A 24,196-nucleotide genomic window follows, 5' to 3' on the forward strand; every position below is an offset into this window, starting at 1 on the left:
CCGAGAACTCCCCTCCACTCCCAGGAAGCGAGCACGCCCATGGCCGACACCGCTGACCAGAAGAAGTCCGACCACCGCTCGGAGAAGAAGAAGGCCGCCCGGCGCAGGCCCGGGCCGCCGCCCGCGTGGTGGCCGCTGCCCGCCTGCGCCCTGCTCGGGCTGGCCGCGGGCGGTGCGTACGGGGTGCTCAAGGCCCCCGAGTACGCCGCCACCAGCTACGTCGTCGCCGTCCCCGACGACACCACCGAGCCGGCCACCGCGCTGGGCTTCGCCCAGGCGTACGCCCGCATCGCCACCAGCAGTTCCACCCTCGCGTACGCCCAGCCGCGCGCGGGCATCACCGTGCAGCGGCTGCGGACCCAGGTCCGGGCGGAGACCTCCCCCGAGTCCCCGATGATCGCCATCACCGGCACCTCCAAGAGCCCCGCCGAGGCCGCCGACATCGCCAACGCCGTCGCGGACGCGCTGTCCCTGAGCAGCAATCAGGCCGCGAAGAACACGGGCGTCCAGCTGCTGCTGTTCAACCAGGCCGTCGCCCCCACCGACCCGGCCTCCCCGTCCGCGCCGATCAGCGGCGCCGTCGGGATGTGCGCGGGCGGTCTGCTGGGCGGGCTGTGGCTGCTGGCCCGCCCGGCGCGCGGACAGCGCCGGGACCAGGCCGGCGGGGCCGTGGCCGCGGGCGCGCCCCCGGTCGAGGAGTACGCCACGCTTCCGGCGCAGGGCGACCACGCCGAGACCAAGGAGAAGGAGTCCGTGCGATGAGTCCGGGCTCCGCCGGGGCCCTGGCGGTGACACTGTGCCGCGATCCCCGGCAGTTCGCCGCGCTGGAGGAGCCGTGGAACCGGCTCGTCCGCGGCTGTCCCACCGCCACCCCCTTCCAGAGCCACGCATGGCTGCACTCCTGGTGGCTGTCGTACGGGAAGGAGGGCCGCCTGCGGATCGTCCTCGTGCGGCGCGACGGGGAGCTGGTCGGCGCGGCCGCGCTGATGCTCGTCCACCGGCCGCTGCCGCTGCTGGTGCCGCTCGGCGGCAACATCACCGACTACTTCGACGTGCTGGTGGCCGCCGAACACGCCGGCCAGGTCGTCCCGGCGCTGGCCCGCGGGCTGCACCGGGCCGCCCGGCGCGCGGTCGTCGACCTGAGGGAGGTGCGCCCGGGGGCCGCCGCGGAAGGCGTGTACGAGCACTGGACCGGGGCCCGCAGCAAGCTCACCGACTCCACCTGCATGGAGCTGCCGACGCTTCCCTTCGAGGAGCTGGTCAAGCGGATGCCGGCCTCCGGGGGCCAGCGGGTGCGGGCCAAGCTCCGCAAGACCGACGCGGCCGGGATCGAGGAGCACGAGGTCACCGAGCAGGAGGTGCCGCGCGCCGTACGGACCCTGCTGCGGCTGCACGAGAAGCAGTGGCGCGGCCGCGGGGTGACCCCCGAGCACCTGAGGCCCCGGTTCGCCGAGCACCTGACCCGGGCCACCCGGCGGATGGTGCGGGCCGGGGAGGGGCGACTGACGGAGTTCCGCCTCGACGGCGAGGTGGTGGCGGCGAACGTGACGCTGCTGTCGGCCGGGCTGAGCGGCGGCTACCTGTACGGCGCCGACCCGGACCTGCGCACGCGCAAGGTGGACGTGGCGACGCTGCTGCTGCGCCACGAGACGGGCCGGGCGCTGGCCGACGGCCGCCCGGTGGTCAGCTTCCTGCGCGGCAATGAGCCGTACAAGAACCACTGGCGGCCCGAGACGGTCGTCAACCAGCGGTTCCTGCTGGCCACGACCGCGCTCGCGCCCCTGCTGCGGCTGCACGAGTCGCAGCTGGCGGGGCGCGGGCGGGCGGTGGACGCGCTGAGGGAGGCGCTGCCGGCCGCCAGGGACTGGCGGGCGCGGCTCAACGAACTGCGGGTGCGGTGACCCGGCCGGTCGGGCCGGCCGGGCCGGTCGGGCTAGAAGGGCCAGAAACCGAAGTTGTCCTTCCAGTCGACCTGGACGCAGACCGACTGTTTGCCGACCAGCTTGGAGAGCCACTCGCCGAAGTTGAGCGGCACGCACCACTGCTTGCTGTTGGTCGGAGGCTTCGGCGGCTGGGGCTGGGGCTGGGGCTTGGGCGGCACGGGCGTCGGGACGAGCGGGCTCGGCGCCGCGGGCGAGGGCGCCGGGCTCTCGGGCGCCGGGCCCACCGGGCTCGGGGCGACCGGGCTCGGGGCGACCGGGCTGGAGGCGACCGGGCTCGGGGCGACCGGGCTCGGGGCGACCGGGCTCGGCGCGACCGGCGTGGGGACCTCGGGCGTGGGGACTTGCGGCGTGGGGATCTCCGGGGTCGGGACCTGCGGGGTCGGGACCACGGGCGCGGGGACGAGCGGGCTGGGCACGAGCGGGCTCGGGGCGACCGGGCTCGGGGCGACCGGGCTCGGGATCTCCGGAGTGGGGACCTGCGGAGTGGGGACCTGGGGGGTCGGGACCTGCGGGGTCGGGATCTGCGGTGTCGGGACGACCGGGGTGGGAACCACGGGAGTGGGAACCACGGGGGTCGGGATCACGGGCGTCGGGATCACCGGGGTCGGGATCACCGGGCCGGGCTTCTCGGGCGTCAGAGCGTCTCGGAAGACCTTCGCCGAGTCCGGGTTCTGCTTGCACTGCCACACGCCGTGCGGGCAGTAGTCGGTGATGGTGTGGTAGAGCGGCTTGTGCTGCTCGATCCACTTCAGCATGCGGCGCACGTACTCCGGATTGTCCCCGCGCCGGAACAGCCCCCACTCCGGGTAGGAGATCCGCTTGCCGTGTGCTTTCGCGAAGTCGACGTGCTGCTGGAGTCCGTACGGCTGGGTGATCTGGTCGTCGAAGGTCCGGCCGGGAGCCTGGTCGTACGAATCCATCCCGATGATGTCGACCACGTCGTCGCCGGGGTAGCACTTGGTCCAGCCGATCGCGTCCGTGCCCCGGTTCGGGGCGAAATCGAACTTGAACTTCTGACCCGGCACCGACCGCATCGCGTTGACGGCGCGCTTCCAGTACGTCTTCCAGCCCTCCGGGTCCGGCCCGCAGCGGTGGGTGTAGGTGGTGCCGTTCATCTCCCAGCCGAGCACGATCACCGTGTCCGGGACGCCCAGCGCCACCAGCTTCTCGGCGAGCCTGCGGAAGTGCCGGTCGTACTGGCCCTCCGCGCCCGCCCGGATCAGCTGGGCCACCTGGTAGTCGGGCACCCGCTCCTCGTTCCGTGCCTGCATGGGCACGTTGAGGACGAACATCCGGTCGTCGTCGGCCCGCCGCCAGGCGGCCCAGTCCGCGAGGAACGACACGTTCCCCTCGATGCCCGCCCACTGGTCGCCGGGGAGATAGGTGTGCCCCACCCGGATCTCCTTGCCGCCCAGCCAGCGCGACAGGAGCGGGATGCGGGCCACTCCGGGCGGCCCGTAGTCGAGATAGGCGCCCATGGCGATGTCGGAGCCCTTGGGCCGGTCCTCCTCGGGTGCCGCGAGCGCGGCCCCGGTCGCAAGCAGTCCGGCCGTGACCGTACCGATGCAGGTGCTCGCCAGTCGGCGGCGTGGTCTGGGCATGGCGTCTCCCGAGCTTTCCTGAATCGGTGTGCTTACCAGAGACGTTAGACATCAGATCTGACGAATGGCCTGTTCGGTCACCGCCGCGTAGGCCATTCGCAGCTGCGCACCATCCCTGCTTGGTCCGACTAGGTGAAAGACACCGTTCCCATGCACGCGTTCACCAACCATGTGCCCGCCGTCCTGCTCCGGCTCGATCGCAATCCGTTCCACCACGGGACCCTTGGCGCCGTCAGATCCCTTGGCCGCAAGGGCGTGGAGGTCCATGCCGTCGTCGAGGACGGGGGAGGTCCCGTGGGGCGTTCGCGGTACCTGCGCACCGTGCACGCGGGACCTGACGGAGGGTTGGACCCGCAGGCGCCCGAGGCGCTGCTGGAGTGCCTGGCCGGGGTGTCCGAGCGGATCGGGCGGCCCGCCGTCCTCATCGCCATGGATGATCTGAGCGCCATCGCCGTGTCCCGGATCGCGACCGGTCTGACGGACCGTTTCCGGATCCCCCATCAGCCCGACAACCTGCCCGCCCGGGTGGCCGACAAGGGAGAGCTGTCCCGGCTCTGCGCGCGGTGGGACGTCCCGCACCCGGAGACCGTGATCCCGGCGAGCGGGGCGGAGGCGGCGGAGGCCGCGTGGAGCCTCGGACTGCCGGTGATCGCCAAGTGGACCCGGCCGTGGCTGCTGCCCGCCGGGGCCGAGGGCTTGCGGAGCACCCTGCTCGTGCACACCGTCGCCGAGGCGCGCCGCCTCCACGAACGCTCCGCCGAGGCCGGGAGCAGGCTGCTGCTCCAGCGGTTCCTGCCGGCCGGGCCGGACACCGACTGGTTCTTCCACGGGGCCTTCGCGCGCGGCGGACGCCCGCTGCTGGCCGGTTCGGGCCGCAAGGAGATGTCCTGGCCGGTGCGGACGGGGCTGACGGCCGTGGGCCGCTGGCTGCCGGACCCGGCGGTGGAGGAGGCGGGGCTGAAGCTCGCCGAACGCCTCGGCTACCAGGGGATCCTGGACCTGGACTTCCGCCGCGACGAGCGCGGCACCTTCCGGCTGGTGGACTTCAACCCCCGGCCGGGGGCGCAGTTCCGGCTGTTCACGGACGCGTCCGGGCTGGACGTCGTCCAGGCGATGTACCTGGACCTGACGGGGCAGCGGGTCCCGGAGCCGTCGGGCGGACCGGGCCGGTTGTTCGTCGCCGAGAACTACGCGCTGCTGTCGGTGCTGCGGGGCGGGTCGCTGCCGCGCCGCCTCCCGGCGGGCCCGAAGCCCTCCGCGGCCGAGGCGGCTCCGAGGGTGCCCCCCGTCCGGCCCGCCCCTCCCGTCCGGCCCGCCGTGGGCGCCCGGGTGGTCCCCGGCCGGCGGAGCGGGCCGGCGGTCGCCGGACAGCGGTCCGCGCCAGGGGCCGCGCCGGCGGTCCCTGCCCCCGCCCCTGCCCCCGCCCCTGCCCCGGCTCCCGCCGAGCCGACGGCGGGTACCGCGGGGCGGGGGCCCTCGCGGGTGCTGCCGCGGGGCGAGCGGGGGAGGGTCGAGGCGGCCTGGTTCGCGTCCGACGACCCGCTGCCGTTCCTGGCGATGCTGGCCGCCTTCCTCGGCCGGGGCGCCGGCAAGGGCGTGCGCGCCCTGCGCGGGGTACCCGCCCACGGCCGCCGGACCGCCCGCGCGGTGGTCCGCGCCCCCCGCCAGCGCGGCCGCGACCGGCCGGACACCGCGGGCGGTGGTACGGCCTCCCGTCCGGCCCCGCCGGAGGCCCCGGCGGAGCCCGACGAGCTGGTGACCCGTTGACCGTGGAGAGGGAAGGACGGCGGCCGTGACGCGGACGGACGATCTCGTGGTGATCGGCGCGGGCCCGTACGGGCTGTCGATCGCCGCGCACGCGGCGGGCGCCGGGCTCGGCGTGCGCGTGCTGGGGCGGCCCATGGCCTCCTGGCGCGACCACATGCCCGACGGCATGTACCTGAAGTCGGAGCCCTGGTCCTCCAGCCTGTCCGCACCGGACGGGCGGCACACCCTCGCCGACTACTGCGCCACGCGCGGAACGGCGGCGGAGCACGGCACTCCGCTGCCGATCGGCACGTTCAGCGCGTACGGGATGTGGTTCGCCCGCCACGCCGTGCCCGAGGTGGAGGAGGTGACCGTCACGGAAGTGACCCCGCACGGCGGCGGCTTCCGCGTCCACACCGCCGAGGGACCGCCGCTCCTCGCCCGTACGGTCGCCCTCGCGGTCGGGGTGATGCCCTTCGTCCACCACCCCCGGGCGCTGCGGGACCTGCCTCCCGCGCACTACTCGCACAGCAGCGGCCACCGCGGCCTGGCCCGCTTCGCGGGGAGCGAGGTCGCCGTGCTCGGCGCCGGACAGGCGGCCCTGGAGACCGCCGCCCTGCTGGCCGAGCAGGGCGCCCGGCCCTGCCTGGTGGCCCGGCGCGCCCGGCTGAACTGGAACACGCTGCCGCAGCCCCTGAGCCGGCCCCCGCTGCGCGCCCTGCGCGAACCGCACAGCGGGCTCGGCACCGGCTGGCGCAGCTGGGTGTGGTCGGAGCTGCCCTGGGCGGTGCACCGGCTGCCCGCCGCCACCCGGGAGCGGATCGCGGCGACCGCGCTGGGCCCGGCGGGCGCCTGGTGGCTGCGGGACCGCTTCGAGCGGCGCGTACCGGCCCTGCTCGGGCACCGGCTGCACCGGGCGACGGCGGTGGGCGACCGCACCCGGCTGGAGCTGACCTCCCGGTCCGGGGAGCCGCTGGTGCTGGACGCCTCGCACGTCATCGCGGCGACCGGCTTCACCCCTGACCTGGACCGGCTGGAGCTCCTCGACGCGGGGCTGCGGGCCGCGCTGGAGACCGTAGGGCAGAGCCGGACGCCGGAGCTGAGCGCCGGTTTCGAGTCCTCGTGGCCCGGACTGTTCTTCGCGGGGCTGCTGACGGCTCCCTCATTCGGCCCTTCCATGCGATTCGTGCACGGTGCGGGCTTCACGGCGGGGAGACTGGTGGGTGGAGTCCGCAGGCGCCTCGGCGCCCGGGGTCCGCTGCCGGGCTCCACCGGCGCCGCACGGACCGACCGCGCCACGGCCGGGCATCCGAAGACGTACCTGCGGTGAGAGCCGCGGTGAGAGGGGTCCGCGATGAGCGGGGAGCGAGCACAGGGCAGAGGCTGGGTACGGATCCCCGCCAGCCGGGGGGAACAGCCACCGTCGTCGGGCAGGACCGCAGGGTATGACCGTCCGTCCTACGCGACGAACGCCGGATACGACCGCGCCCCGTACGCGGCGCCCGCCCACCCCGCCCAGCCGCCGATCTACCTGTCCCTGGTCACGCGCTGGCGGGAGGCCGGGCGCACCCTTCCGGGGCATCCTGACGAGGAGTGGGAGCGGCTGATCTCGCAGCCGTGCTGGCCCGGCCGTTAGGTGGTGTGAGTCTCATGGCAGCGGCGGAGCGCGACAGCCCCGAGCAGCGCCGGCGGTCCCCCCTGACCGGACCGGGCGAGCGGCTCGCGCTGAACGGCATGGGCAGCTTCGAATGGGACCTCGGCGACGGGACCCTGGTCCTGGACGAGGCCGGGATGACCGTCTTCGACCTGGAGCCGGACGGGTTCGACGGCACGCCGGAGGGCCTCGGCGTACGGATCCCGCCCGAGGACGGCGTCCGGCTGGGCGAGACGGTGGTGGCCGTCCTGGACAGCGGCGGCGAGACGTACGGCGCGTACTTCACGGTGCACCGCCGGGACGGCCGCGACCAGTGGACGCACACCCAGGGCCGGGTGCTCCGGGACGCGGACGGGCGGGCCTACCGGATCGTGGGGATCGTCCGGGACGCCACGGCCGAGCTGGCCCAGGCGACGCAGTTGCGCAAGCTGGAGTCGGCGCGCGCCCAGCAGTCGACGATCGTGCAGCGGACCACGGACGCCCTGTCGCGGGCGGTGACGGTCGACGACGTCACGGCCGCGCTGACCGGGGCCGGCGCGCTGGAGCGGCTCGGCGCGGACGGCCTGGCCCTCGGCCTCGTCGAGGGCGGCACGATGAAGATGATCGCGATGAGCGGGGAGTCCCTGGAGATCCTCGGCGAGCGCAGCACGACCCGGATGGACGGCTCACTGCCGCTGTCGCAGACGGTCCTGACCCGCAAGGCGCGCTTCGTCACCTCCCTCGCCGCGCTCGGCGAGGAGTTCCCCCTGCTGCGGGACTACCTCGGCCGCATCCGGTACGACGCCGCCGCCTACCTGCCGCTGATCGCGCAGGCCCGGGCCATCGGCGGGCTGGTGCTCTTCTACCGGCGGCGCACCGATTTCAGCCCGGAGGAACGCAACCTGTGCCTGGGCCTCGCGGGCATCGTGGCGCAGTCGCTCCAGCGGGCGCTCCTGTTCGACCAGGAGCGGGAGTTCGCCACCGGCCTCCAGGCGGCGATGCTGCCGCGCCGGATCCCCGAGATCACGGGCGGGGAGATCGCCGTCCGCTACCACGCCGCGTGGAGCGGGCGGGAGGTCGGCGGCGACTGGTACGACGTGATCTCCCTGCCCCGCGACCGGGTCGGCATCGTGGTCGGCGACGTACAGGGCCACGACACGCACGCGGCCGCCATCATGGGCCAGCTCCGGATCGCGCTGCGGGCGTACGCGGGGGAGGGCCATTCGCCGTCCACCGTGCTGGCGCGGGCCTCGCGGTTCCTCGCCGAACTGGACACCGAGCGCTTCGCGACCTGCATGTACGCGCAGGTGGACCTGGAGTCGGGGAGCGTACGGGCGGTCCGCGCGGGCCACCTCGGCCCGCTGATCCGGCACACGGACGGGCGTACGGGCTGGCCCAACGTACGCGGCGGGCTGCCGTTGGGCGTGGCCACCCTCTTCGCGCAGGAGGAGTTCCCCGAGACCCGTCTCGACCTCGTCCCCGGGGAGACGCTGGTGCTCTGCACGGACGGCCTGGTGGAGGAGCCCGGCACCGCCATCACCCAGGGCATGGAGGCCCTCGCGCAGGCCGTGCGCAGCGGCCCGCAGGGGGCCGGGGCGCTCGCCGACCACCTCCTGGACCGGCTGTGGGAGCGCTGGGGCTCCGGTGATGACGTGGCCCTTCTGGTGCTGCGCCGGGCCCCCGACCCGGGCACCCACCGGGCGCCGCGCATCCACCAGTACGTCCACCAGGCCGACCCCGAGGGGCTTTCCGAGGCCCGCCACGCCCTGCGGCAGGCGCTGCGCGACTGGGGCATGCCCGAGATCGCCGACGACGTGGAGCTGGCGGCCGGGGAACTGCTGGTCAACGCCCTGCTGCACACGGACGGCGGAGCGGTGCTGACCATGGAGGTGCTGCCGGAGCCGGTCCGGCGGATCCGGCTGTGGGTCAAGGACCGCTCCAGCGTGTGGCCGCGCCGCCGCACCCCGGGCGAGGCCGCCACGACGGGGCGCGGCCTGCTGCTTGTGGACGCGCTGGCGACGCACTGGGGCGTGGAGTCCCGGGGCGACGGCAAGGCGGTGTGGTGCGAGTTCGACGCCGGGGGAAGCCCCCGGAGCGCGGGGTGACCGTCTGGTGACGCCGAGTTGTGGGGCGCCGGGGGCGGGGTGATGATGCGGCTATGGAACGGAAGTCTTCGGGTCGGACCGCGCCCGTACGCAGGCTCGGCAAGGGCGCCACGACGGGCATCCTCGCGCTGCTCCTGCTGGCGGCCGGGGTGCCGACGGTCGTGGACTGGACGACGGGGCGCCCGCACGCGGACCCCGGGTGCCAGTCGACGGCGTTCATGTCGATGACGGGCGTCGCGCCCGAGTGCCGGTAGCGGCGGCTACCGGAACGGTGGCGGCGGCTACCGGAACGGTGGCGGCGGCTACCGGAACGGTGGCGTACCCGGGCCGCTCAGCGGGACGGGTGCAGCTCGATGTCCCGGCGGTCCTCCGCGACGGTGCGCAGCGAGGTCGGGAGCAGGCCGCCCGAGCGGCGGATCTCCTGGAGGCGGACCTCGGCGGCGGCGGCGCCCGGGTGGACGTCGGGCGTCAGGCGCAGGGTGCCCGTGGCCTCCCAGCGGTGCACCTCGCCGTCGCAGTCGGCCTCGCCGCCGCCGAAGCCCAGCCTGGTGCCCTCCTGGAGGACGGTCGCGGCGATCTGAACCGTCCCCACGGGTGACGGCGGGGCGCAGCGGTAGGTCCCGGAAAGAGTGACGGTGCCGTCCCCGCCGATCCGCGCGTCCTCCTGTACGGAAATCTCATTACCGCCGTGGGCGGCGCTCGCGGTGGCGGTGAGAACGGTGGCGGCGGCCAGTGCGGAAAGGGCCGCCAGGGCCAGGCGGGGTCGGGAAACGCGCATGATTCCTCCAGGTGGACGCGGCTGTTGACGTGATGCGGATTCTGTCGGCGGGAATCCGCCGGAACGCATTGTGCTGGCATATGGGCGCCAACCCGCTCCGCACACTCGTGTCGGTGTGTGCAATTGCCCGCTCGGGCGCGTGAGACTGACCGGAATACATCCCCGAAGGGATTCCGCATGCGCCAGTCCGCCGTCCCCGCCCCGCTCGTTGCCGCCGCCCTGCTCCCGCTCCTCCTGTTCGGTGCCACGGCCTGCCAGAGCGCTCCCGAGGGCGCCGCGCTCGCGCCCGCCGCGGCGCCCGCCGTGCCGGTGGACGACGGGGCCCCGGGCGCGGAGGGGGAGCCGGGGGCCGGGGGGCCCGCGCGGCCCGCCGTGAAGGACGCCCGGGTGGGTGACTCCGTACGGGTGCGCGGACAGCAGGTCGGACGGCACCTCCAGGCGGTGCTGAACGCGTACGTGGACCCCGCGGTCAGCGTCGAGAAGAACTTCGCCCCGGCCGCGGGCAAGCGCTGGGTGGCCGCCTCGATGTCGTTCGTCAACGTCGGCGGGGACTCGTACGGGGCGCTCGGACGCATGTGGGCGCACGACAGCGCGGGGCAGCGCCACGCGGTGGTGCCCACCGGCGAGCTGACGACCGGCAAACCACTCGTCTTCGATTCCCTCGCGGTGGGTGAGCGGGCCGAGGGATGGGTGGTGTTCGAAATTCCGGAAAACGTCTCCATCGCGCGGCTCCAGTACCAGGACGCGAACACGCAGACGAATTCCGGAGGGGGTTTCTGGGCCGTATAGCCCGCCCGGGTGAAAGGCCGTGAAAGGGCCGGGCGCCGGACCACTAGGGTGCGGCGCATGACTTCTACTCAAGCCGAGATCGACCGGTCCCACCTCGGCACTCTTTCGGTGCTCGCCTGGATCGGCGACCCCTCCGACGGGCACGACATCCCCTACCTCCTCGCCTACACGCTCGGCGACGGCCCCGAGGGCCAGGAGGCCGGCGAGACGGCCGCGCGCGGGCTGCTCGAGGAGATCGGCCTGCCCATCGGCGACGTGGTCATGGACGGCACCCGCAACCCGCGCACCTTCGCGGTCCAGATCGTGCTGATGGCCGGCAACCAGGTCACGCTGACCCTTCCCGGGCTGAACGCCACCTGCACCGCTCCCGACGAGTGGGTCGCGGCGGCCAACGAGAGCGGCCAGGCCTACTTCCTCTTCGCCACGCGCGCCTGGCCCGAGGCGGTTCCGGGACGCCCGGTGACGGCGGAGGTCCTCCAGGCCTTCGCGGGCGACGAGGAAGTCCTCACCAGCAGCGCCCACTGCGTCCTCGCGGTGCAGACCCTCCAGGCCTGACGCCCGCGCCTGACGCCCGCGCCTGACGCCCGCGCCTGACGCCCGCGCCTGACGCCCGCGCCTGACGCCCGCGCCTGACGCCCGCGCCTGACGCCCGCGCCTGAAGTCCGCGCCTGAAGTCCGCGCCCGACTCCGGTGACGGGCCGCCGACCGCCGGGCCCCCAGCCTGCCCGGTGGCCGGTCCGGTTGCGGTCCCGGCCCCGGCCCCGGCCCCGGTCCCGGTCCCGGTCGGGGCCGTCGGGCTCAGGGCCGTTCGAAGGCGAACCTGAGCGAGCGGACCCGGTTGTCGAAGTTCGACCCCGCCAGGTCCGGCAGGCCCACCGCGCGCAGCCCGACCGGCCGGGTCAGCAGCTCGCGGAAGAGCGCCCGCATCTCCACCCGGGCCAGGTGCGCACCCAGGCAGAAGTGCGGGCCGCCGCCGCCGAAGCCCAGGTGCGGATTGGGCGAGCGGGTGATGTCGAAGGCGTCCGGGTCCGTGAAGACGCCCTCGTCGCGGTTGGCGGAGGCGTAGTACAGCACCACCTTGTCGCCCGGGCGGAACAGGTGCCCGTCCATGGTGTGTTCGGCGACGACCGTCCGGCGGAACTGGATGATCGGCGTCGAGTGGCGGATCATCTCGTCGACCGCGCCGTCCCCGTACGCCTCGAAGTCGGAGAGCAGCAGGTCCCGTTGCGCGGGGTGGTCGGTCAGCAGGGTCAGCCCGTGGGTGATCGCGTTGCGGGTGGTCTCCACCCCGGCGACCATCAAGAGGGAGAAGAAGGCGCCGAGTTGGCGGGCGCCGAGCGCCTGGCCGTCGACGTTCGCGCGGACCAGGGCCGAGATCAGGTCGTCGGTGGGGTTCTTGCGCCGCTCGCGGCCGATGCCCGCCACCATCCGCTGCATCCGGGCCAGCGCCCGCAGGCCGCGTCCGGGCATCCGCAACCGGGCGGCCAGGCCCCGTTCCACGCCGATGTGCTCGGAGGCGTGGTTGACGCGGTCGGCGATCTCCGCCCGGTAGCGCTCCGGGATGCCCATCATGTTGCAGATGACCTCCAGGGGCAGCCGGGAGGCCACCGCCGAGACGAACTCGTCCGGCCGCTCCTCCAGTACGTCGTCCACGATCCGGGCCGCCACCGCGTGGACATCCTCCTCGGCGGCCGCCAGCAGGCGGGGCGTGAAGGCCCGTTGGACGATCTTGCGGAGCTGGGCGTGGTCGGGGCCGTCCAGGTTGACCATCGAGTCCCCGAACAACGCGCGCACCCAGCGGGCCGGTTCCGGGGTGGTCACGCCGGGGGCGCTCGCGAACACCTTGGGCAGGCGGCTGGCCTCCTGCACCTGGGAGTGCCGTACGAGGGCCCAGTGCCCGCGCCCGGCCCCCTCGGGGACGAACACGGGGGCGCCGAGGGCGCGGAGGCGGGCGAAGGCCGCCAGGCGGTGCTCCGGGGGGAGCTGCCAGAAGCCGGGCTCGGCCAGTTCCCCTCCGGGGCCGGGGCCGGGGCCGGGGCCGGGGTCCGTTCCGGTGCCGTGTCGCTGAGCCGGGAGTGTCATGGCCGTGCCTCTTCCTGTCGCGCCGTTCCGCTGCGCTGGAGAACGCTCGCGGCGGCGCGGGGTGACGGCCCGGCCCGGTGCCGTTGCCGGGGCGGCGGACCCGGGGCCCGCAGGGCGGCCTCAGAGCACGACGTGGTCCGGGCGGCCGCCCCGGGTGGCCAGGGTCAGGCCGACGGCGATCGTGGCCGTCGCGGCGAGGCCCGCGTACAGGACGGCGTACGGGCCCGCCCAGGTGCAGGCCAGGATCACGAGGGCGGCGAGCGGCAGGGTCAGCTGCTGGGCGACGCCGCGCTTGAAGTAGCGGGAGTGCAGCAGCCACACCATCAGCAGGAAGAGCGCGGACGGGATGGTGACGGCGGCGTTCGCCGCGGCCTGGGAGATGTGCGCCTTGCCGACCGCGTGCTCGACGGCGACCTCGATGCCCGCCCCGATCGCCGCGCCCGAAGCGAAGATCAGCAGGTGGCCGTAGCCCCACGGGATGGCCTCGCGGTTGGAGGTCAGCCGCTGGTGCATCGGGACCGCGAAGTAGATCCACCAGGCGGCGAAGACGATCAGCAGGCCGCCCGCTGCGATGGGCAGCAGCTCGCCCAGGGCCTCGTGCTCGTCGAGCGCCGACTTCACCGCCACCGTGCTCGCGGCGATCGTCTCGCCCAGCACGATGATGGTGAACAGGCCGTACCGCTCCACGATGTGGTGCGCGTGCCACGGCGTCTGGTGGCCGCGCTCGGCCACCACCGGCACCAGCAGCTCGGCCGCGGCCACCACCAGGAACAGCCACCGCTTCAGGTCGCCGGGGGCGAACAGCAGCGCCACCCACCCCGCCTGGCAGACCATATCTTTCGGCTCTTCTCGGAAACGCCCACGTTTCGACCCCTCAAGTAGATGATCAGGCCCTCGGCCCCGTACTCGCTGCCTTCCTGGTGGCTTGCACGGGGCTTATTCATTTCTGGCGATTCGTCAGTTCTAGCGAGGCAGCAAGCTTGGTGGCGTCACAAGTCGGGCCCGCTCAGACAGGTCTCGCGCTGTGTGGTTCTTCAGGTAGGGGCGAATCCGGCTGTGCATGGCGGCAATGCTTCGGTCACACTGCCCGGACTGCACTAGCGGATATATGTCCAGGACCCTGCCCCACGTTTCACAAGCCGCTTCCAAGTGCCCGACTTCCAATTGCCGTTCGGCCAGCATGGACAGATAGCGGATGCTGGTCCGCCGGAATGCGCTCGGCCGTAGCCTGTCCGATTCCTTGAGCGAGGCAATGGAGCCAGCCACGTCGCCCAGTTCGTAGCGCACCTGTCCCACGTGATAGGCCAGTGAAGAAGGGTTGTAGGACCCGAATGTCTTGGACTGCGACTCGGCTTTCTCCATTGCCACTTCGGCCTCACCAATGTAACGCAGTGCCGTTCGGCTTTCGCCTTCTTGGGCTGCTGCATGCGCCTGCTGTCCGGCGAGGAATGCGCGCATCCTGGGGCCAGCCTGAGGGGAAGCGGCGGCAGCAGCGTCAGCAAGCCTTAGCGCTTCCGCACCGTGCCCCACGTCGACCGCCTGCACACTCATTCCCCGAAGGGTGGTGCAGAACGTCAGGTGATCCTCTGAGGCTCCGGCCAGTTCCAGTGCCCTGAGATAATAACCCTGGGCCGTTCCATGTACGCCCTCATCAACGGCCATGTAGCCCGTCAGGTAGCAAAGGTCAGACGCTGCCGCCATCATCGCTTTCCGAACACTCTCCGGAGCGTCAGCGCGCAGATAAGGGGCCACGGTGTTGACCATGTATGCGGCAGCCATGGGACGTGCTGTCCGGCCGCCGAATTGATCGTCAATGTCTGACAGTCGTTCCGTCATGGCGATGACCGACTGGACATCGGGCAGCCCTATGCGCTGAGTCTCGCCGCTTTGGGCGGCTTCCATTCGGCCGACCACGTCCGGCCAATTGGGCACGGTTAGGGCGACAGAGAACAGACCGACTCCGAGCACGCTCCGGCGCGACGGGTCCATATCTTGCCTCCCCAGGTCCAGCAGCCCTTCCACGGTACTGGGGAGCGCGCTGGACTCTTCGGCGGGAGGGGGCGGGAATCCCGCTTCGCTGTGCGTGATGGGGCGGCCGAGCTTTCGGGCCAGAGCTTCCAGGATCAGCGGGCGGACGGTCTCTTTGGGCATGTGCCCCTTGAGCCACTGGTGCACTGAGGGTTCGCGGTATTTGAGGGGTGTTCCCCGCTCGGTGCCCAGCTTGTTGACCTCTTGGGCGAACTGGCGCAGCGTCCAGCCGGTTTGCCGGTGCAGTCGGGCAAGCGATTCGTTGGGACTGGTCACCAGTCATCAACTCCCCACGTCTTCAAGCCGCTTAAAGCTCTTAAGTCCTGGCGCTGTTGCAACGGTACCCCTCTGCCGTGGTCACGCGGTTGCCTTCTGTGAGCAGCCGAACGAGCACGAGAGGTGCAGCCATGAGCAGCCCTGAGAGCGCACGTGAGCACCCCCGGGACTGGGAGGCGGGGGAAAACGGCGCTGGACGTCTCCACGGGCCGTGTGGGCCGCGTCATGGGCCACGTGGGACCCCGCTACCAACTTCGCCCGCTGAATGGTGGCCGGGAGTGGGAGGCCGACCCGGAGAGCCTGAAGGCCGCCTACCAGTCGGACGCCCTGAGTGCTGCTGTGGTCACCGCCAACACGAGCCAGCGGATAAGGGAGCGGATGTGAGAAGGCTCCTCAGGTTCACCCCGGAACAGCGCGCGGAGATCGACGCCGGATTGGTGCGGATCTTCGCGGAGCGGGAGGCCCAGGAGTGGGAGGCGGCCATATGGCGTGCGGCTCCCGTCCTTGTTCGACGTGCTGCGGAACAGCTCATCCAACACAAGGAGGCACAGCCATGACGGCAACCGCGAACGACCTTCGGACCGGCCGCGCGCTGGTCAGCTCGGATCTGTTCGACAGCATCGCCGAGTTCACCGTGACCCACTTCGGCTACGCCCCGACGGAGGCGGAGCAGGCAACGGATCAGGCCCTCGCGTTCCTCGCCACGGTCGGCACGGCCACGGTGAAGATGGTCCCGAGCGACGACGTGGACGGCGCGCTGCACTCGTTCATCCTGCACACCGCCGACTATCGCGAGTTCTGCGAGACGTACGCGGGCCGGTTCCTGGAACACAACCCGCGCCCGGGTGGTGGTGGCCGGGTCCTGGCCGAGGTGCAGGCGACGGCGCACGCGATCAAGAACAGCGGGTTCATGGTGCTGGATGCGCTGTGGACCGTGAACGGTGAGAACGCTGCGCAGTGCGACTCTGACTGTGGGCGCGATTACCGGGCCGCCTGACTGCCGGCCGAACCAGACAGGTGAAGAGGGGGCCGGTCGCCAACTACGGTGACCGGCCTCGCTGTTGGAAGGTGAAGCATGATTTTCGATGGCCCGTACAGCCCGCCGGACGGTGCGCTGCAACTCCTCAATCCGGGCCCCGCCGAACTGGTCCTCAACCGGCGCGGGTCGTCTGTCTGGAAGATGAAGACGGAGGTTGGTCCGTACGCGGTGAAGGTCGGCTACCCGAGTCGGACGCACGCATGGACCGCGCTTGCCCCTGCCCGTGAAGCCGCCGTTCTGCGACAGCTCACCCATGAGCGGATCTTCAGCGGGGAGTGGGAGCACGGGACGTGGGGCGCTCAGCCGTGGCGGCGTGGCGAGAGCCTCTATGACCGGTGGGCACCCTGCCGGGACGGGAAGGCTCAGCCGAACATCGGAGAGGCCCTGTCGTGCGCCGTGGCGCTGTCGGGACTGCACGGAATGGGATGGGTGCACGGGGATGTGCAGCCCGCGCATTTCCTCCTGGGTGAGGTGGGCGGCGCGTTCCTGATCGATCTTGCGCTGTCCAGCGGAGGGCGAATTCCCCGCGCCTATGACTTCCCGTACCGGGGCTGTCTCGTCCACTACGAAGCGCCGGAAGTCTCGGGCAGCGTGTTGGAGTCGGGCACAGCGACGCCGACACAGGAAGCTGACGTGTACGCACTGGGAGCGGCACTGTTCATCAGCGCGACGGGATGGCGGCACGTCGCCTACCCGGACGATGCTTCCCGGGAGGTTCAGCGGCAAGCCATCGTGGCGGGCCCTCACCGCCCCGTGAACGTCCCCGGAGCGCTGGGTGGTCTCATCCCTCACATGCTGACCCGTTCGCCCGCTGACCGGCCTACAAGTGCCGAGGTCTGCGAGAGGCTGAGCGCGGCTCTGTAGGGCTCAGCCTGGCCCCGTTTGTGTGCTTCCTCATGGCGCATGGGCGGGGCTTCCTGCTGTGCCGATGGTCCCCGGACCAGGGGAGACGCTAGGCTCAGATCAACCTGTTGCACCGTTAGGCCACGCCCACCACACGCCGAAGAAGACGAAGAAGTAGCCGATCACCCCGGTCAGGGGGTGACCCTCGGCCACCGCGTGCACCAGCCGGGCACCGCACTGGGCGATCGCGACGACGAAGCAGAGGTCGAAGAACAGCTCCAGCGGGGTCGCCGTGCGGTGCCCCTCGTCGGGACTGCGGGCGATCATGGGTGAGTAGGCCATGCCGGCCAGCAGACCAGGAGGGCCGCCGTCAGCAGGCCAGGCGCGCTGCCTGGACCGCCGCGGTGCCCCGCGCGGAGGCCTCGTACCGTTCCAGCACCAGCCGGGCCACGCGCGGGTGGTCGGCCGGCGGCTCCGACACCGTCCACGCGCCGCAGCCCGCCAGCGCCTGCGTGAACCGGCCCGGGGCCGGCAGGTGCGCCGCCACCGCGATCCGGCGGTGCCCGGCCGCCCGGAGCGCGGCCGGCGCCTCGGGTACGGCCGCCCCGCCGACGTCAGGTACGCCGGGACCACCGGCACCGGAGCCGGGCCGCCGTCGTCCGCGAGCAGCCCCGCGAGCCGCGCCGCGCACAGGGCTGTACCGGAGGTGCCGCGGATGCGGTGGGTCCTTTTGACTTCAGGAAGTGCAATGAGTACCGCCACCAAGGAAGGGCAGAGGTCGCTCGCCGATCCGGCGCAGTACTCGTGGCCTTCGTGGTCTGGCAGGTCTGGAGCATCACGGCGACCAGCCTCAAGGACGTCGGCTTCGGCTTCTCGCAGTCCCAGCTGTTCTGGCTGACGGCGGTGCCCGGCATCACCGGCGGCACCGCGCGGATCCTCTACACGTTCATCGGCCCGATGATCGGCCAGCGGCGCTTCACCGCGGTTTCGACGCTCGTGCTGATCGTCCCGCTGCTGTGGCTGGGCTTCGCGGTGCAGAACCCGGACACCCCGTACAGCACCATGATCGCGATCGCCGCCCTGTGCGGCATCGGCGGCGCCAACTTCTCCTCCTCGCTGGCGAACATCGGCTTCTTCTACCCGAAGCAGGAGAAGGGCAACGCGACCGGCATCAACGGCGGCCTGGGCAACCTCGGCGTCTCGGTCGTCCAGCTCCTCACCCCGATCCTGATCACGTCCTCGGTCCTCGCGATCGGCGCGGGCCAGAAGAAGGCGGACGGCTCGGAGATCTACCTCCAGAACGCCGCCTTCGTGTGGGTGCCGGTCCTGATCGTGCTGGCGGCCGTCGCGTGGTTCGGGCAGAACGACCTGAAGGTGGCCTCCACGCCCTTCAGCCAGCAGAAGATCATCTTCAAGCGCAAGCACAACTGGGTGATGACCTGGCTCTACGTCGGCACCTTCGGCTCCTTCATCGGCTTCGCGGCGGCGCTCCCGCTGCTGATCAAGACCACCTTCCCGGCGTACCCGGTGGCCACCTACGCCTGGATGGGCCCGGCGCTGGGCGCGCTGGCCCGCTGGGCGGGCGGCTGGATCGCCGACAAGCTGGGCGGCGCCCTGGTGACGATCCTGTCCTTCGTGGGCATGGCCGCGTCGATCATCGGCGTGATCACCTTCCTGCCGGCCGGCTCGGACCAGGGCTCGTTCTACGGCTTCTTCTTCTGTTTCCTGTCGGCCTTCTTCTTCTCGGGCATCGGCAACGGCTCGACCTTCCGGCAGATCCCCGTCATCTTCCGCGGCCAGCACCTGAAGGGCCTGACGGAGGGCACCCCGGAGTACGCCTCCGCGCTGAAGCAGGCGGAGATCGAGTCGGGCGCGGTGACCGGTTTCACGGCCGCCATCGCCGCCTACGGCTTCTTCTTCATCCCGGCGATGTTCGCGAACTTCGCCGTGACGAGCGCGATGTGGGGCTTCGTGGCCTTCTACGCCTCGTGCGTGGTGGTGGCCTGGTGGTTCTACGCCCGCAAGGGCGCGGAAGCCCCCAGCTGACCGGGACCGGGGGAGGGTGCGGCCGTACCCTGGAGGCATGAGCCCCGCCCCCGCCTCCGACCCGCCGTCCCCGCAGCCGTCCCCGCAGCCGTCTCCGCGGTCGGCCGAGCCGTCGCCGACCGGAGGGAAGCCCCGGCCGAAGCCCCGGCTGGTCTTCGACGATCCGCTGGACCAGCAGTCCTCGGACGACACCGACCGCGGCTGGGGCGAGCGGCCGCCCGCCGGCGGAAGCACGGCCGACCTGGCCCGCTTCCTCGACGAGAAGCCCCCGCACCACGTCTGAGCCGCCGGACCGGCCCGTACGCCTAGAACGCGTCGCGCGACCCCGTGGGACCCGTACCCGTCGGACCTGACCCCGTCGTCCCCGCGCCGTCGCCGTTGGCGCCGCGCTGGGCGACCAGGGTGTCCCGGATCTCCTTGAGGACCTCCAGCTCGGTGATCTCCATGGTCTCCTTGACGCCTTCCTTGGCCTTGCGGCGCGCCTCCACCTTGGCGAGGTACTTCGCCATCGGCAGCACCATCAGGAAGTAGACGACGGCCGCGGTGATCACGAAGGTGAGCGCCGCGTTGAGGACCGAGCCCCAGAGGATCTCGACACCCGTGGGCTGCCCCTTCCCGTCGATGCCGCACGGGTCCTTGATGCACGACTTGTAGACATCGAGGTTCTTGGTCCCGATGGCGCCCACCAGCGGTCCGATGATCCCCTTGACGATGGAGTTCACGATGTTCGTGAACGCCGCGCCGATGACCACGGCGACCGCCAGGTCGACCACGTTGCCGCGCATCAGGAAGGCCTTGAAGCCCGCCAGGACGCTCTCCTTCTTCTTCTCGCTCACCACTGAGCCCTTCTTCATATGTGCCGATTTCGGAGCCAACGGTTCCGAAAACTACGGCAGTCCGGGCCCGGCGTGTCCAATCGGGGCGCAGCTCGAGGTGACTTGACTGTGCGCGTGTGCGATTCAGCACAACGTCACCGCCAGCCGCGCCGTCGTGCCCGCACCCACGAGTACCCGCGCCGTGTCCCGGGGCACGGCCAGGACCACCAGCGCACCGCCGTCCCCAACACCTTCCTCAGGACGCGGGACTTCGGCGACCCGTGCCCCCGCGGCCACCACCCTCGGCGGTCCCGCGCGCTCCGCCGCGACCACGTCGACCCGGTCTCCGGGCCGCAACAGCCGTACGGTCGCGGCGTCCGCGATGCGCACCGGCGCCGACACCAGCCGGACAGCGGCCGGGGGCGGCTTTACCACCGGTGGCGCGGCCCCGCGCGAGGCCCGCGCCTCCGTGCCGCCCACCGCCAGGGCCGCCGCGAGGACGGCCATCCCGGCCGCGGCCGCCCGCCGCCGGCGCCGCACGGCCCGGCGCAGCCGGTACCCGCCCCGCCCCACCCGGAGCGGTGGGAAGGCCGGAACCCGGCGCGCGGGGGGACACGTGGAGGGACAGGCCGGCGCCACGACGAGCCCCGGAGGGGCGGGCAGCGCCGCGTGCGTCGCGAAGGCCGAAGCGGCCGGCGGAACGTAAGACGCCGACGAAACGAGAGGCGCCGGCGAAACAGAAGAAGCAGAAGACGTACGGGACATGACGACCACCGCCGAGCTGAGTGGGTTGCGGGGTCCGGACACGACGTCCGGACCACCCCCACGATCCGGCCTCCCGCCGCCTCCCGCTCCGGCCTGTGGACGACCCCCAGCCTGTGGACAACCCAGTCACCCCCACGGATTACCCCGCCTCTGCGCCCGCACCACCCGCCGCGGGCGGCGTCACCGCCCGCCCGGGATCCGGCAGTCCTCCGCGAAGCCCTGGCTGGTCAGGCCGAAGGCGCTGTTGACGCGCGAGCGCCAGTTCTCCAGGGCGACCATCGCCGTGAGCTCGACGAACGCGGGCTCCCCGAGCCGTGCGATCAGGTCCGCGGCCAGCTCGTCGGTGACCGTCGGCCCGGTCTCCGTGACGGCCTCGGCGTACTCCATGACCAGCAGCTCCAGCCCGGTGAACACCTCCGGGGCCTCCCGCCACCGCGGCACGCCCTCGATCTTCTCCCGCGACAGCCCCAGCTTCCGGCCTTCCCAGTAGCCGAAGTCCACGCACCACGAGCAGTTGATCAGGGCCGCGGCCGCCATCACCGCGAGGTGCTTGAGCCCGGAGTCGAGGGCGTTCCACTTCGCCGCCCGCCGTTCCAGGCCGACGTACGTCGACAGCACGCGCGCGTGGTGCCCGTACGCCAGGCCCGGGTCGAGGACCTTGCCGTAGGTGCGGCGGGAGTACCAGGCGCCGAGGCGCGTGAGGAGGGAGTCGGGCGGGGTGAGCGAGATACGGGGCATGGCGGTCGCCTCCTGAGCGGACGGACGGACGGTCCCGATGGGCCTTCACCCACTGGGACCGGACGGCCCCGCGGAATGTGACACCCTCCGCGAAAACGTTTCCGCACGCCCCGCCCGCCGGCACGTCCGCCGCCCGCGCCCGACCGTCCCCCGCCCCGCACCGCCCCCTCTCAGGGCTACGGCGCTGCGGGCTACGGCGCTACGGGGGCCACGGCGCTACGGCAGCTCGATCCCCAGATCCCAGCCGTCGTGCGCGTGCGTGCACAGGCAGTCCCTCGACTCCGTCGCCGGCAGGGCCGCCACCGCGTCGAAGAGGACCTCGCGCAGTCGCCCGACGTTCGCGCCGAACACCTTCAGGACCTCGGTGTGGGACACGCCCTCACCCGTCTCGGCTCCCGCGTCCAGGTCCGTGACCAGTGCCATGGAGGTGTAGCAGAGTCCCAGCTCCCGGGCGAGGACCGCCTCCGGGTGCCCCGTCATGCCGACCACCGACCAGCCGGCCGCCGCGTGCCACCGGGACTCGGCGCGGGTGGAGAAGCGGGGCCCCTCGACGACGACCATGGTGCCGCCGTCCACCGGCTCCCAGTCGCGCCCCCGGGCGGCCGCGAGGGCGACCGAGCGGCCGACCGGACAGTACGGGTCGGCGAAGGTGGTGTGGACGACGTTCGGCACGCTGCCGTCGGGCAGCGGCTCCCCGTCGAAGAAGGTCTGCGCCCGGGCCTTCGTACGGTCGACCAGCTGGTCGGGAACGAGCAGCGTGCCGGGGCCGTACTCGGCCCGCAGGCCGCCGACCGCGCACGGGCCGAGCACCTGGCGCACACCGACCGAGCGCAGCGCCCACAGGTTGGCCCGGTAGTTGATCCTGTGCGGCGGAACGGTGTGACCGCTGCCGTGCCGGGGGAGGAAGGCCACCTGGCGGCCGGCCAGCTCACCGACGTACAGGGAGTCGCTGGGGGGACCGTACGGGGTCTCCACCCGGACCTCGGAGACGTCCTCCAGGAAGGAGTAGAAGCCCGAGCCGCCGATGACACCGATCTCTGCGTTCACCATGGAGTCACCCTAACCGGGCATGCGGAAGACCCCGCTGCCCGGTGGGGCGGCGGGGTCTCGCGACAGCGGTCAGGCAGCCGAGGTGGAGCTGCTGCTCGAGCTCGACGACGTCGTGGAGGACGAAGCGGCGGGAGCGGGCGCGGCGGTCGACGTCGTGGACGACGAGGTCGAGGCCGGCTTCGAGGCGGGTGTGCTGCTCGACGAAGAGCCGCGACTGTCGTTCCGGTAGAAACCGGAGCCCTTGAAGACGATGCCGACCGCGGAGAACACCTTCTTCAGGCGTCCGTCACAGCTCGGGCACACGGTCAGCGCGTCATCGGTGAACTTCTGCACGGCCTCAAGGCCCTCACCGCACTCGGTGCACTGGTACTGGTAGGTCGGCACGAATTTCCTCCTGGCACTCTGACTCAATGAGTGCTAACGACGCTCCATGGTGACGTATTCCGGCCGATCAGTCCACCGTCACCGGCACGCGGTGACCGATCCCACGCTCGTTCACCCGGTTCCGGGCGGCCGGCGGGCGCGTGGACGACGCCGTGTTCGACGACGCCGTGTGTGACGGCGCCGCGCTCGGTGACCCCGCGCTCGGTGACCCCGCGCTCGGTGACCCCGCGTCCGAGGACGAGCTCACGATCCGGCTCGGCGCCTTGGGTGCCAGCTTGCCCCGCAGGGACAGCAGGACGACCAGCGCGAGCGCGGTGGCGGCCATCGGCACCAGGAACCCGGCGGTCGAGCCGTAGGCGTCGGTCAGCCGGCCCGCGACGGTGACCGCTGCGGCCTGGCCCAGGGCGACCGCACCGGTCAGCGCGGTGAACGCCTCGGTCCGGGAGGAGGCCGGGACCAGCTGCTCGATCATGGTGTAGCCGGTGATCAGGGCGGGGGCGATGCACAGGCCGACGACCAGGCCGAGCGCGCCCAGCAGGATCACGGAGTTCGCGGCCCACAGGACGGACGCGGCGGCGGTGAGGCCGACGTAGCCGAGGATCAGCCGGCGGCGCGGGCCGATCTTCCAGGCGATCGTGCCGCAGGCGATGCCCGCGATCATGTTGCCGCCGGCGAAGACGCCGTACAGCAGGCCGTTGGCGCCCGGGTTGCCCATCTCGTTGGAGAACGCGGCGAGCGAGATCAGCATGCCGCCGAAGACGGCGCCGATCCCCACGAAGGCGATGACCAGGACGCGCAGACCGGGGATGGACAGGGCGGAAGCGTGCTTCTCGCCGCCCGCGAGCCGCGGTGCGGGCTTGGGCTGGGTGCCGCGCTGGGCGGCGAACAGCAGGCCGCCGAGCAGCGTCAGGGACGCCTCGGCGATCAGGCCGGCGGAGGGGTGGATCGTGGTGCACAGGAAGGTCGCGAGCACCGGGCCGACGACGAAGGTCAGCTCGTCGGTGACGGACTCGAACGCGGCCGCGGTCGGCACCAGCGGCGAGCCCTCCAGCTTGGCGGCCCAGCGGGCCCGGACCATCGGCCCGACCTGCGGTACGGAGGCACCGGCCGGTACGGCGGCCAGCGCGAGCGCCCACATAGGCGCGCCCAGCAGCGCGAGCGCGGTCAGGGCGCCGATGGCGGCGGCGTGCGCGAAGACGACGGGGACCAGGACGGCGCTCTGGCCTCGGCGGTCGACGAGCTTGCCCATCTGGGGGGCGAAGAGGGCCATGGACACACCGGTGACGGTGGCGACGATGCCGGCGTCCCCGTACGAGCCGGTGGTGTGCTGGACCAGCAGGACGATGCCGATGATCAGCATGGCGAAGGGCTGGCGGGCTGCGAAGCCGGGGAGCAGGAAGCCGAGGGCGCCGGGTGTGCGCAGGAGCTGTCCGTAACCGGGGCGGGCGGACGTGTCGGTCGTGACCGCGGATGTCACGGCCTGGCCTTTCCGCTGCCTGGTAGAACTCCCCGTCTGCGGACGATGCGCCGCCTCG

General features: G+C 72.4%; 26 protein-coding genes and 2 pseudogenes. 14 read left to right on the top strand and 14 right to left on the bottom strand.

Going from position 1 to position 24,196, the window contains the following annotated elements; translation table 11 throughout:
• Nucleotides 1-39 precede the first annotated feature (39 nt).
• Nucleotides 40-762, top strand: coding sequence for a YveK family protein (locus OTB16_RS20365; RefSeq protein WP_267721704.1), 723 nt, complete (start codon nt 40-42; stop codon nt 760-762).
• Entirely contained in the window at nt 759-1,901 is a 1,143-nt protein-coding gene (locus tag OTB16_RS20370; protein WP_267721705.1) for a GNAT family N-acetyltransferase, read from the top strand. Before OTB16_RS20365 ends, OTB16_RS20370 begins: the two co-directional genes overlap by 4 nt.
• Before the next feature lie 32 nt (nt 1,902-1,933).
• On the opposite strand, the gene OTB16_RS20375 is transcribed toward OTB16_RS20370, so the two are convergent.
• On the bottom strand, nt 1,934-3,544 hold the full coding sequence (locus OTB16_RS20375) for a glycoside hydrolase family 26 protein (protein WP_267721706.1): 1,611 nt from the start codon (nt 3,542-3,544) through the stop codon (nt 1,934-1,936).
• 51 nt (nt 3,545-3,595) lie between these two features.
• Nucleotides 3,596-3,811 (bottom strand): hypothetical protein, encoded by a 216-nt coding sequence (locus tag OTB16_RS20380; RefSeq protein ID WP_267721707.1) that lies wholly within the window; start codon nt 3,809-3,811, stop codon nt 3,596-3,598.
• A gap of 27 nt (nt 3,812-3,838) precedes the next feature.
• On the opposite strand from OTB16_RS20380, the gene OTB16_RS20385 reads away from it, so the two are divergent.
• From OTB16_RS20385 to OTB16_RS20405, 5 genes are read left to right on the top strand one after another with little or no spacing between them, the layout of a single operon-like run.
• Nucleotides 3,839-5,311 carry a carboxylate--amine ligase gene (locus tag OTB16_RS20385; RefSeq protein ID WP_267721708.1) on the top strand — a complete coding sequence of 491 codons (1,473 nt, stop codon included), beginning with the start codon at nt 3,839-3,841 and terminating at the stop codon, nt 5,309-5,311.
• Nucleotides 5,312-5,336: 25 nt separating this feature from the next.
• Entirely contained in the window at nt 5,337-6,620 is a 1,284-nt protein-coding gene (locus tag OTB16_RS20390; protein WP_267721709.1) for an NAD(P)-binding domain-containing protein, read from the top strand.
• Nucleotides 6,621-6,644: 24 nt separating this feature from the next.
• Entirely contained in the window at nt 6,645-6,926 is a 282-nt protein-coding gene (locus OTB16_RS20395; protein WP_267721710.1) for a hypothetical protein, read from the top strand.
• Nucleotides 6,927-6,940: 14 nt separating this feature from the next.
• The gene (locus OTB16_RS20400) at nt 6,941-9,028 is read left to right on the top strand and encodes a SpoIIE family protein phosphatase (protein ID WP_267721957.1); all 2,088 of its coding nucleotides are present in this window, start codon (nt 6,941-6,943) and stop codon (nt 9,026-9,028) included.
• Between the two features lie 53 nt (nt 9,029-9,081).
• Nucleotides 9,082-9,282 carry a hypothetical protein gene (locus OTB16_RS20405; RefSeq protein ID WP_267721711.1) on the top strand — a complete coding sequence of 67 codons (201 nt, stop codon included), beginning with the start codon at nt 9,082-9,084 and terminating at the stop codon, nt 9,280-9,282.
• Between the two features lie 77 nt (nt 9,283-9,359).
• Here OTB16_RS20405 and OTB16_RS20410 read toward each other — a convergent pair whose 3' ends face one another.
• Nucleotides 9,360-9,806, bottom strand: a complete 447-nt coding sequence (locus OTB16_RS20410) for a DUF6299 family protein (protein ID WP_267721712.1) — start codon at nt 9,804-9,806, stop codon at nt 9,360-9,362.
• Nucleotides 9,807-9,983: 177 nt separating this feature from the next.
• Between OTB16_RS20410 and OTB16_RS20415 the strand changes: the two genes are divergently transcribed.
• On the top strand, nt 9,984-10,595 hold the full coding sequence (locus OTB16_RS20415) for a DUF4352 domain-containing protein (protein WP_267721713.1): 612 nt from the start codon (nt 9,984-9,986) through the stop codon (nt 10,593-10,595).
• A 57-nt stretch (nt 10,596-10,652) separates the two neighbouring features.
• Nucleotides 10,653-11,150 (top strand): DUF5949 family protein, encoded by a 498-nt coding sequence (locus tag OTB16_RS20420; RefSeq protein ID WP_267721714.1) that lies wholly within the window; start codon nt 10,653-10,655, stop codon nt 11,148-11,150.
• Between the two features lie 243 nt (nt 11,151-11,393).
• Here the strand turns inward: OTB16_RS20420 and OTB16_RS20425 are convergent, their stop codons facing one another.
• The 3 genes and pseudogenes from OTB16_RS20425 to OTB16_RS20435 all read right to left on the bottom strand — a co-directional run bounded on the left by OTB16_RS20425 (nt 11,394) and on the right by OTB16_RS20435 (nt 14,981).
• Complete coding sequence (locus OTB16_RS20425) at nt 11,394-12,677, bottom strand: cytochrome P450 (protein ID WP_267721715.1); 1,284 nt, start codon at nt 12,675-12,677, stop codon at nt 11,394-11,396.
• Between the two features lie 120 nt (nt 12,678-12,797).
• Nucleotides 12,798-13,511 (bottom strand): annotated as a pseudogene (locus tag OTB16_RS20430) (low temperature requirement protein A); the annotation flags it as partial.
• A 129-nt stretch (nt 13,512-13,640) separates the two neighbouring features.
• Entirely contained in the window at nt 13,641-14,981 is a 1,341-nt protein-coding gene (locus OTB16_RS20435; RefSeq protein ID WP_267721716.1) for a tetratricopeptide repeat protein, read from the bottom strand.
• Nucleotides 14,982-15,215: 234 nt separating this feature from the next.
• Here OTB16_RS20435 and OTB16_RS20440 point away from each other — a divergent pair, with 234 nt between their 5' ends.
• The 3 genes from OTB16_RS20440 to OTB16_RS20450 all read left to right on the top strand — a co-directional run bounded on the left by OTB16_RS20440 (nt 15,216) and on the right by OTB16_RS20450 (nt 16,884).
• Nucleotides 15,216-15,365, top strand: coding sequence for a hypothetical protein (locus OTB16_RS20440; protein ID WP_267721979.1), 150 nt, complete (start codon nt 15,216-15,218; stop codon nt 15,363-15,365).
• Nucleotides 15,366-15,534: 169 nt separating this feature from the next.
• On the top strand, nt 15,535-15,978 hold the full coding sequence (locus OTB16_RS20445) for a glycine-rich domain-containing protein (protein ID WP_267721717.1): 444 nt from the start codon (nt 15,535-15,537) through the stop codon (nt 15,976-15,978).
• Nucleotides 15,979-16,056: 78 nt separating this feature from the next.
• Nucleotides 16,057-16,884: a protein kinase family protein gene (locus OTB16_RS20450; RefSeq protein WP_267721718.1), complete on the top strand. Its 828-nt coding sequence runs from the start codon at nt 16,057-16,059 to the stop codon at nt 16,882-16,884.
• A 114-nt stretch (nt 16,885-16,998) separates the two neighbouring features.
• Here the strand turns inward: OTB16_RS20450 and OTB16_RS20455 are convergent.
• Both OTB16_RS20455 and OTB16_RS20460 read right to left on the bottom strand, forming a co-directional pair.
• Nucleotides 16,999-17,205 (bottom strand): annotated as a pseudogene (locus OTB16_RS20455) (low temperature requirement protein A); the annotation flags it as partial.
• A 28-nt stretch (nt 17,206-17,233) separates the two neighbouring features.
• Entirely contained in the window at nt 17,234-17,410 is a 177-nt protein-coding gene (locus OTB16_RS20460) for a hypothetical protein (RefSeq protein WP_267721719.1), read from the bottom strand.
• A 257-nt stretch (nt 17,411-17,667) separates the two neighbouring features.
• Here OTB16_RS20460 and OTB16_RS20465 point away from each other — a divergent pair, with 257 nt between their 5' ends.
• Nucleotides 17,668-18,909, top strand: coding sequence for an MFS transporter (locus tag OTB16_RS20465; RefSeq protein ID WP_267721720.1), 1,242 nt, complete (start codon nt 17,668-17,670; stop codon nt 18,907-18,909).
• Between the two features lie 37 nt (nt 18,910-18,946).
• Complete coding sequence (locus tag OTB16_RS20470) at nt 18,947-19,192, top strand: hypothetical protein (RefSeq protein ID WP_267721721.1); 246 nt, start codon at nt 18,947-18,949, stop codon at nt 19,190-19,192.
• Between the two features lie 22 nt (nt 19,193-19,214).
• Here OTB16_RS20470 and mscL read toward each other — a convergent pair whose 3' ends face one another.
• From mscL to OTB16_RS20500, 6 genes are all read right to left on the bottom strand, one after another.
• Nucleotides 19,215-19,763, bottom strand: coding sequence for a large conductance mechanosensitive channel protein MscL (gene mscL / locus OTB16_RS20475; protein WP_267721722.1), 549 nt, complete (start codon nt 19,761-19,763; stop codon nt 19,215-19,217).
• Between the two features lie 105 nt (nt 19,764-19,868).
• Nucleotides 19,869-20,489: a hypothetical protein gene (locus OTB16_RS20480; protein WP_267721723.1), complete on the bottom strand. Its 621-nt coding sequence runs from the start codon at nt 20,487-20,489 to the stop codon at nt 19,869-19,871.
• Nucleotides 20,490-20,669: 180 nt separating this feature from the next.
• The gene (locus OTB16_RS20485; protein WP_267721724.1) at nt 20,670-21,227 is read right to left on the bottom strand and encodes a carboxymuconolactone decarboxylase family protein; all 558 of its coding nucleotides are present in this window, start codon (nt 21,225-21,227) and stop codon (nt 20,670-20,672) included.
• Between the two features lie 216 nt (nt 21,228-21,443).
• The gene (locus OTB16_RS20490) at nt 21,444-22,277 is read right to left on the bottom strand and encodes an S-methyl-5'-thioadenosine phosphorylase (RefSeq protein WP_267721725.1); all 834 of its coding nucleotides are present in this window, start codon (nt 22,275-22,277) and stop codon (nt 21,444-21,446) included.
• Nucleotides 22,278-22,346: 69 nt separating this feature from the next.
• Nucleotides 22,347-22,661 carry an FmdB family zinc ribbon protein gene (locus OTB16_RS20495; protein WP_267721727.1) on the bottom strand — a complete coding sequence of 105 codons (315 nt, stop codon included), beginning with the start codon at nt 22,659-22,661 and terminating at the stop codon, nt 22,347-22,349.
• A 67-nt stretch (nt 22,662-22,728) separates the two neighbouring features.
• Nucleotides 22,729-24,138, bottom strand: a complete 1,410-nt coding sequence (locus tag OTB16_RS20500) for an MFS transporter (RefSeq protein WP_267721728.1) — start codon at nt 24,136-24,138, stop codon at nt 22,729-22,731.
• Nucleotides 24,139-24,196 lie beyond the last annotated feature (58 nt).

The sequence above is a fragment of the Streptomyces antarcticus genome, assembly GCF_026627255.1.
In the GTDB taxonomy this organism is placed as follows: Bacteria; Actinomycetota; Actinomycetes; order Streptomycetales; family Streptomycetaceae; genus Streptomyces; species Streptomyces antarcticus.

What these genes read in the sequence shown, in the direction of transcription:
- OTB16_RS20365 (WP_267721704.1), top strand. Translation starts at nt 40, where the DNA reads ATGGCCGACACCGCTGACCAGAAGAAGTCCGACCACCGCTCGGAGAAG.
- OTB16_RS20370 (WP_267721705.1), top strand. Translation starts at nt 759, where the DNA reads ATGAGTCCGGGCTCCGCCGGGGCCCTGGCGGTGACACTGTGCCGCGAT.
- OTB16_RS20375 (WP_267721706.1), bottom strand. Translation starts at nt 3,544, where the DNA reads ATGCCCAGACCACGCCGCCGACTGGCGAGCACCTGCATCGGTACGGTC.
- OTB16_RS20380 (WP_267721707.1), bottom strand. Translation starts at nt 3,811, where the DNA reads ATGGACCTCCACGCCCTTGCGGCCAAGGGATCTGACGGCGCCAAGGGT.
- OTB16_RS20395 (WP_267721710.1), top strand. Translation starts at nt 6,645, where the DNA reads ATGAGCGGGGAGCGAGCACAGGGCAGAGGCTGGGTACGGATCCCCGCC.
- OTB16_RS20400 (WP_267721957.1), top strand. Translation starts at nt 6,941, where the DNA reads ATGGCAGCGGCGGAGCGCGACAGCCCCGAGCAGCGCCGGCGGTCCCCC.
- OTB16_RS20405 (WP_267721711.1), top strand. Translation starts at nt 9,082, where the DNA reads ATGGAACGGAAGTCTTCGGGTCGGACCGCGCCCGTACGCAGGCTCGGC.
- OTB16_RS20410 (WP_267721712.1), bottom strand. Translation starts at nt 9,806, where the DNA reads ATGCGCGTTTCCCGACCCCGCCTGGCCCTGGCGGCCCTTTCCGCACTG.
- OTB16_RS20415 (WP_267721713.1), top strand. Translation starts at nt 9,984, where the DNA reads ATGCGCCAGTCCGCCGTCCCCGCCCCGCTCGTTGCCGCCGCCCTGCTC.
- OTB16_RS20420 (WP_267721714.1), top strand. Translation starts at nt 10,653, where the DNA reads ATGACTTCTACTCAAGCCGAGATCGACCGGTCCCACCTCGGCACTCTT.
- OTB16_RS20425 (WP_267721715.1), bottom strand. Translation starts at nt 12,677, where the DNA reads ATGACACTCCCGGCTCAGCGACACGGCACCGGAACGGACCCCGGCCCC.
- OTB16_RS20445 (WP_267721717.1), top strand. Translation starts at nt 15,535, where the DNA reads ATGACGGCAACCGCGAACGACCTTCGGACCGGCCGCGCGCTGGTCAGC.
- OTB16_RS20450 (WP_267721718.1), top strand. Translation starts at nt 16,057, where the DNA reads ATGATTTTCGATGGCCCGTACAGCCCGCCGGACGGTGCGCTGCAACTC.
- OTB16_RS20470 (WP_267721721.1), top strand. Translation starts at nt 18,947, where the DNA reads ATGAGCCCCGCCCCCGCCTCCGACCCGCCGTCCCCGCAGCCGTCCCCG.
- mscL (WP_267721722.1), bottom strand. Translation starts at nt 19,763, where the DNA reads ATGAAGAAGGGCTCAGTGGTGAGCGAGAAGAAGAAGGAGAGCGTCCTG.
- OTB16_RS20480 (WP_267721723.1), bottom strand. Translation starts at nt 20,489, where the DNA reads ATGTCCCGTACGTCTTCTGCTTCTTCTGTTTCGCCGGCGCCTCTCGTT.
- OTB16_RS20485 (WP_267721724.1), bottom strand. Translation starts at nt 21,227, where the DNA reads ATGCCCCGTATCTCGCTCACCCCGCCCGACTCCCTCCTCACGCGCCTC.
- OTB16_RS20490 (WP_267721725.1), bottom strand. Translation starts at nt 22,277, where the DNA reads ATGGTGAACGCAGAGATCGGTGTCATCGGCGGCTCGGGCTTCTACTCC.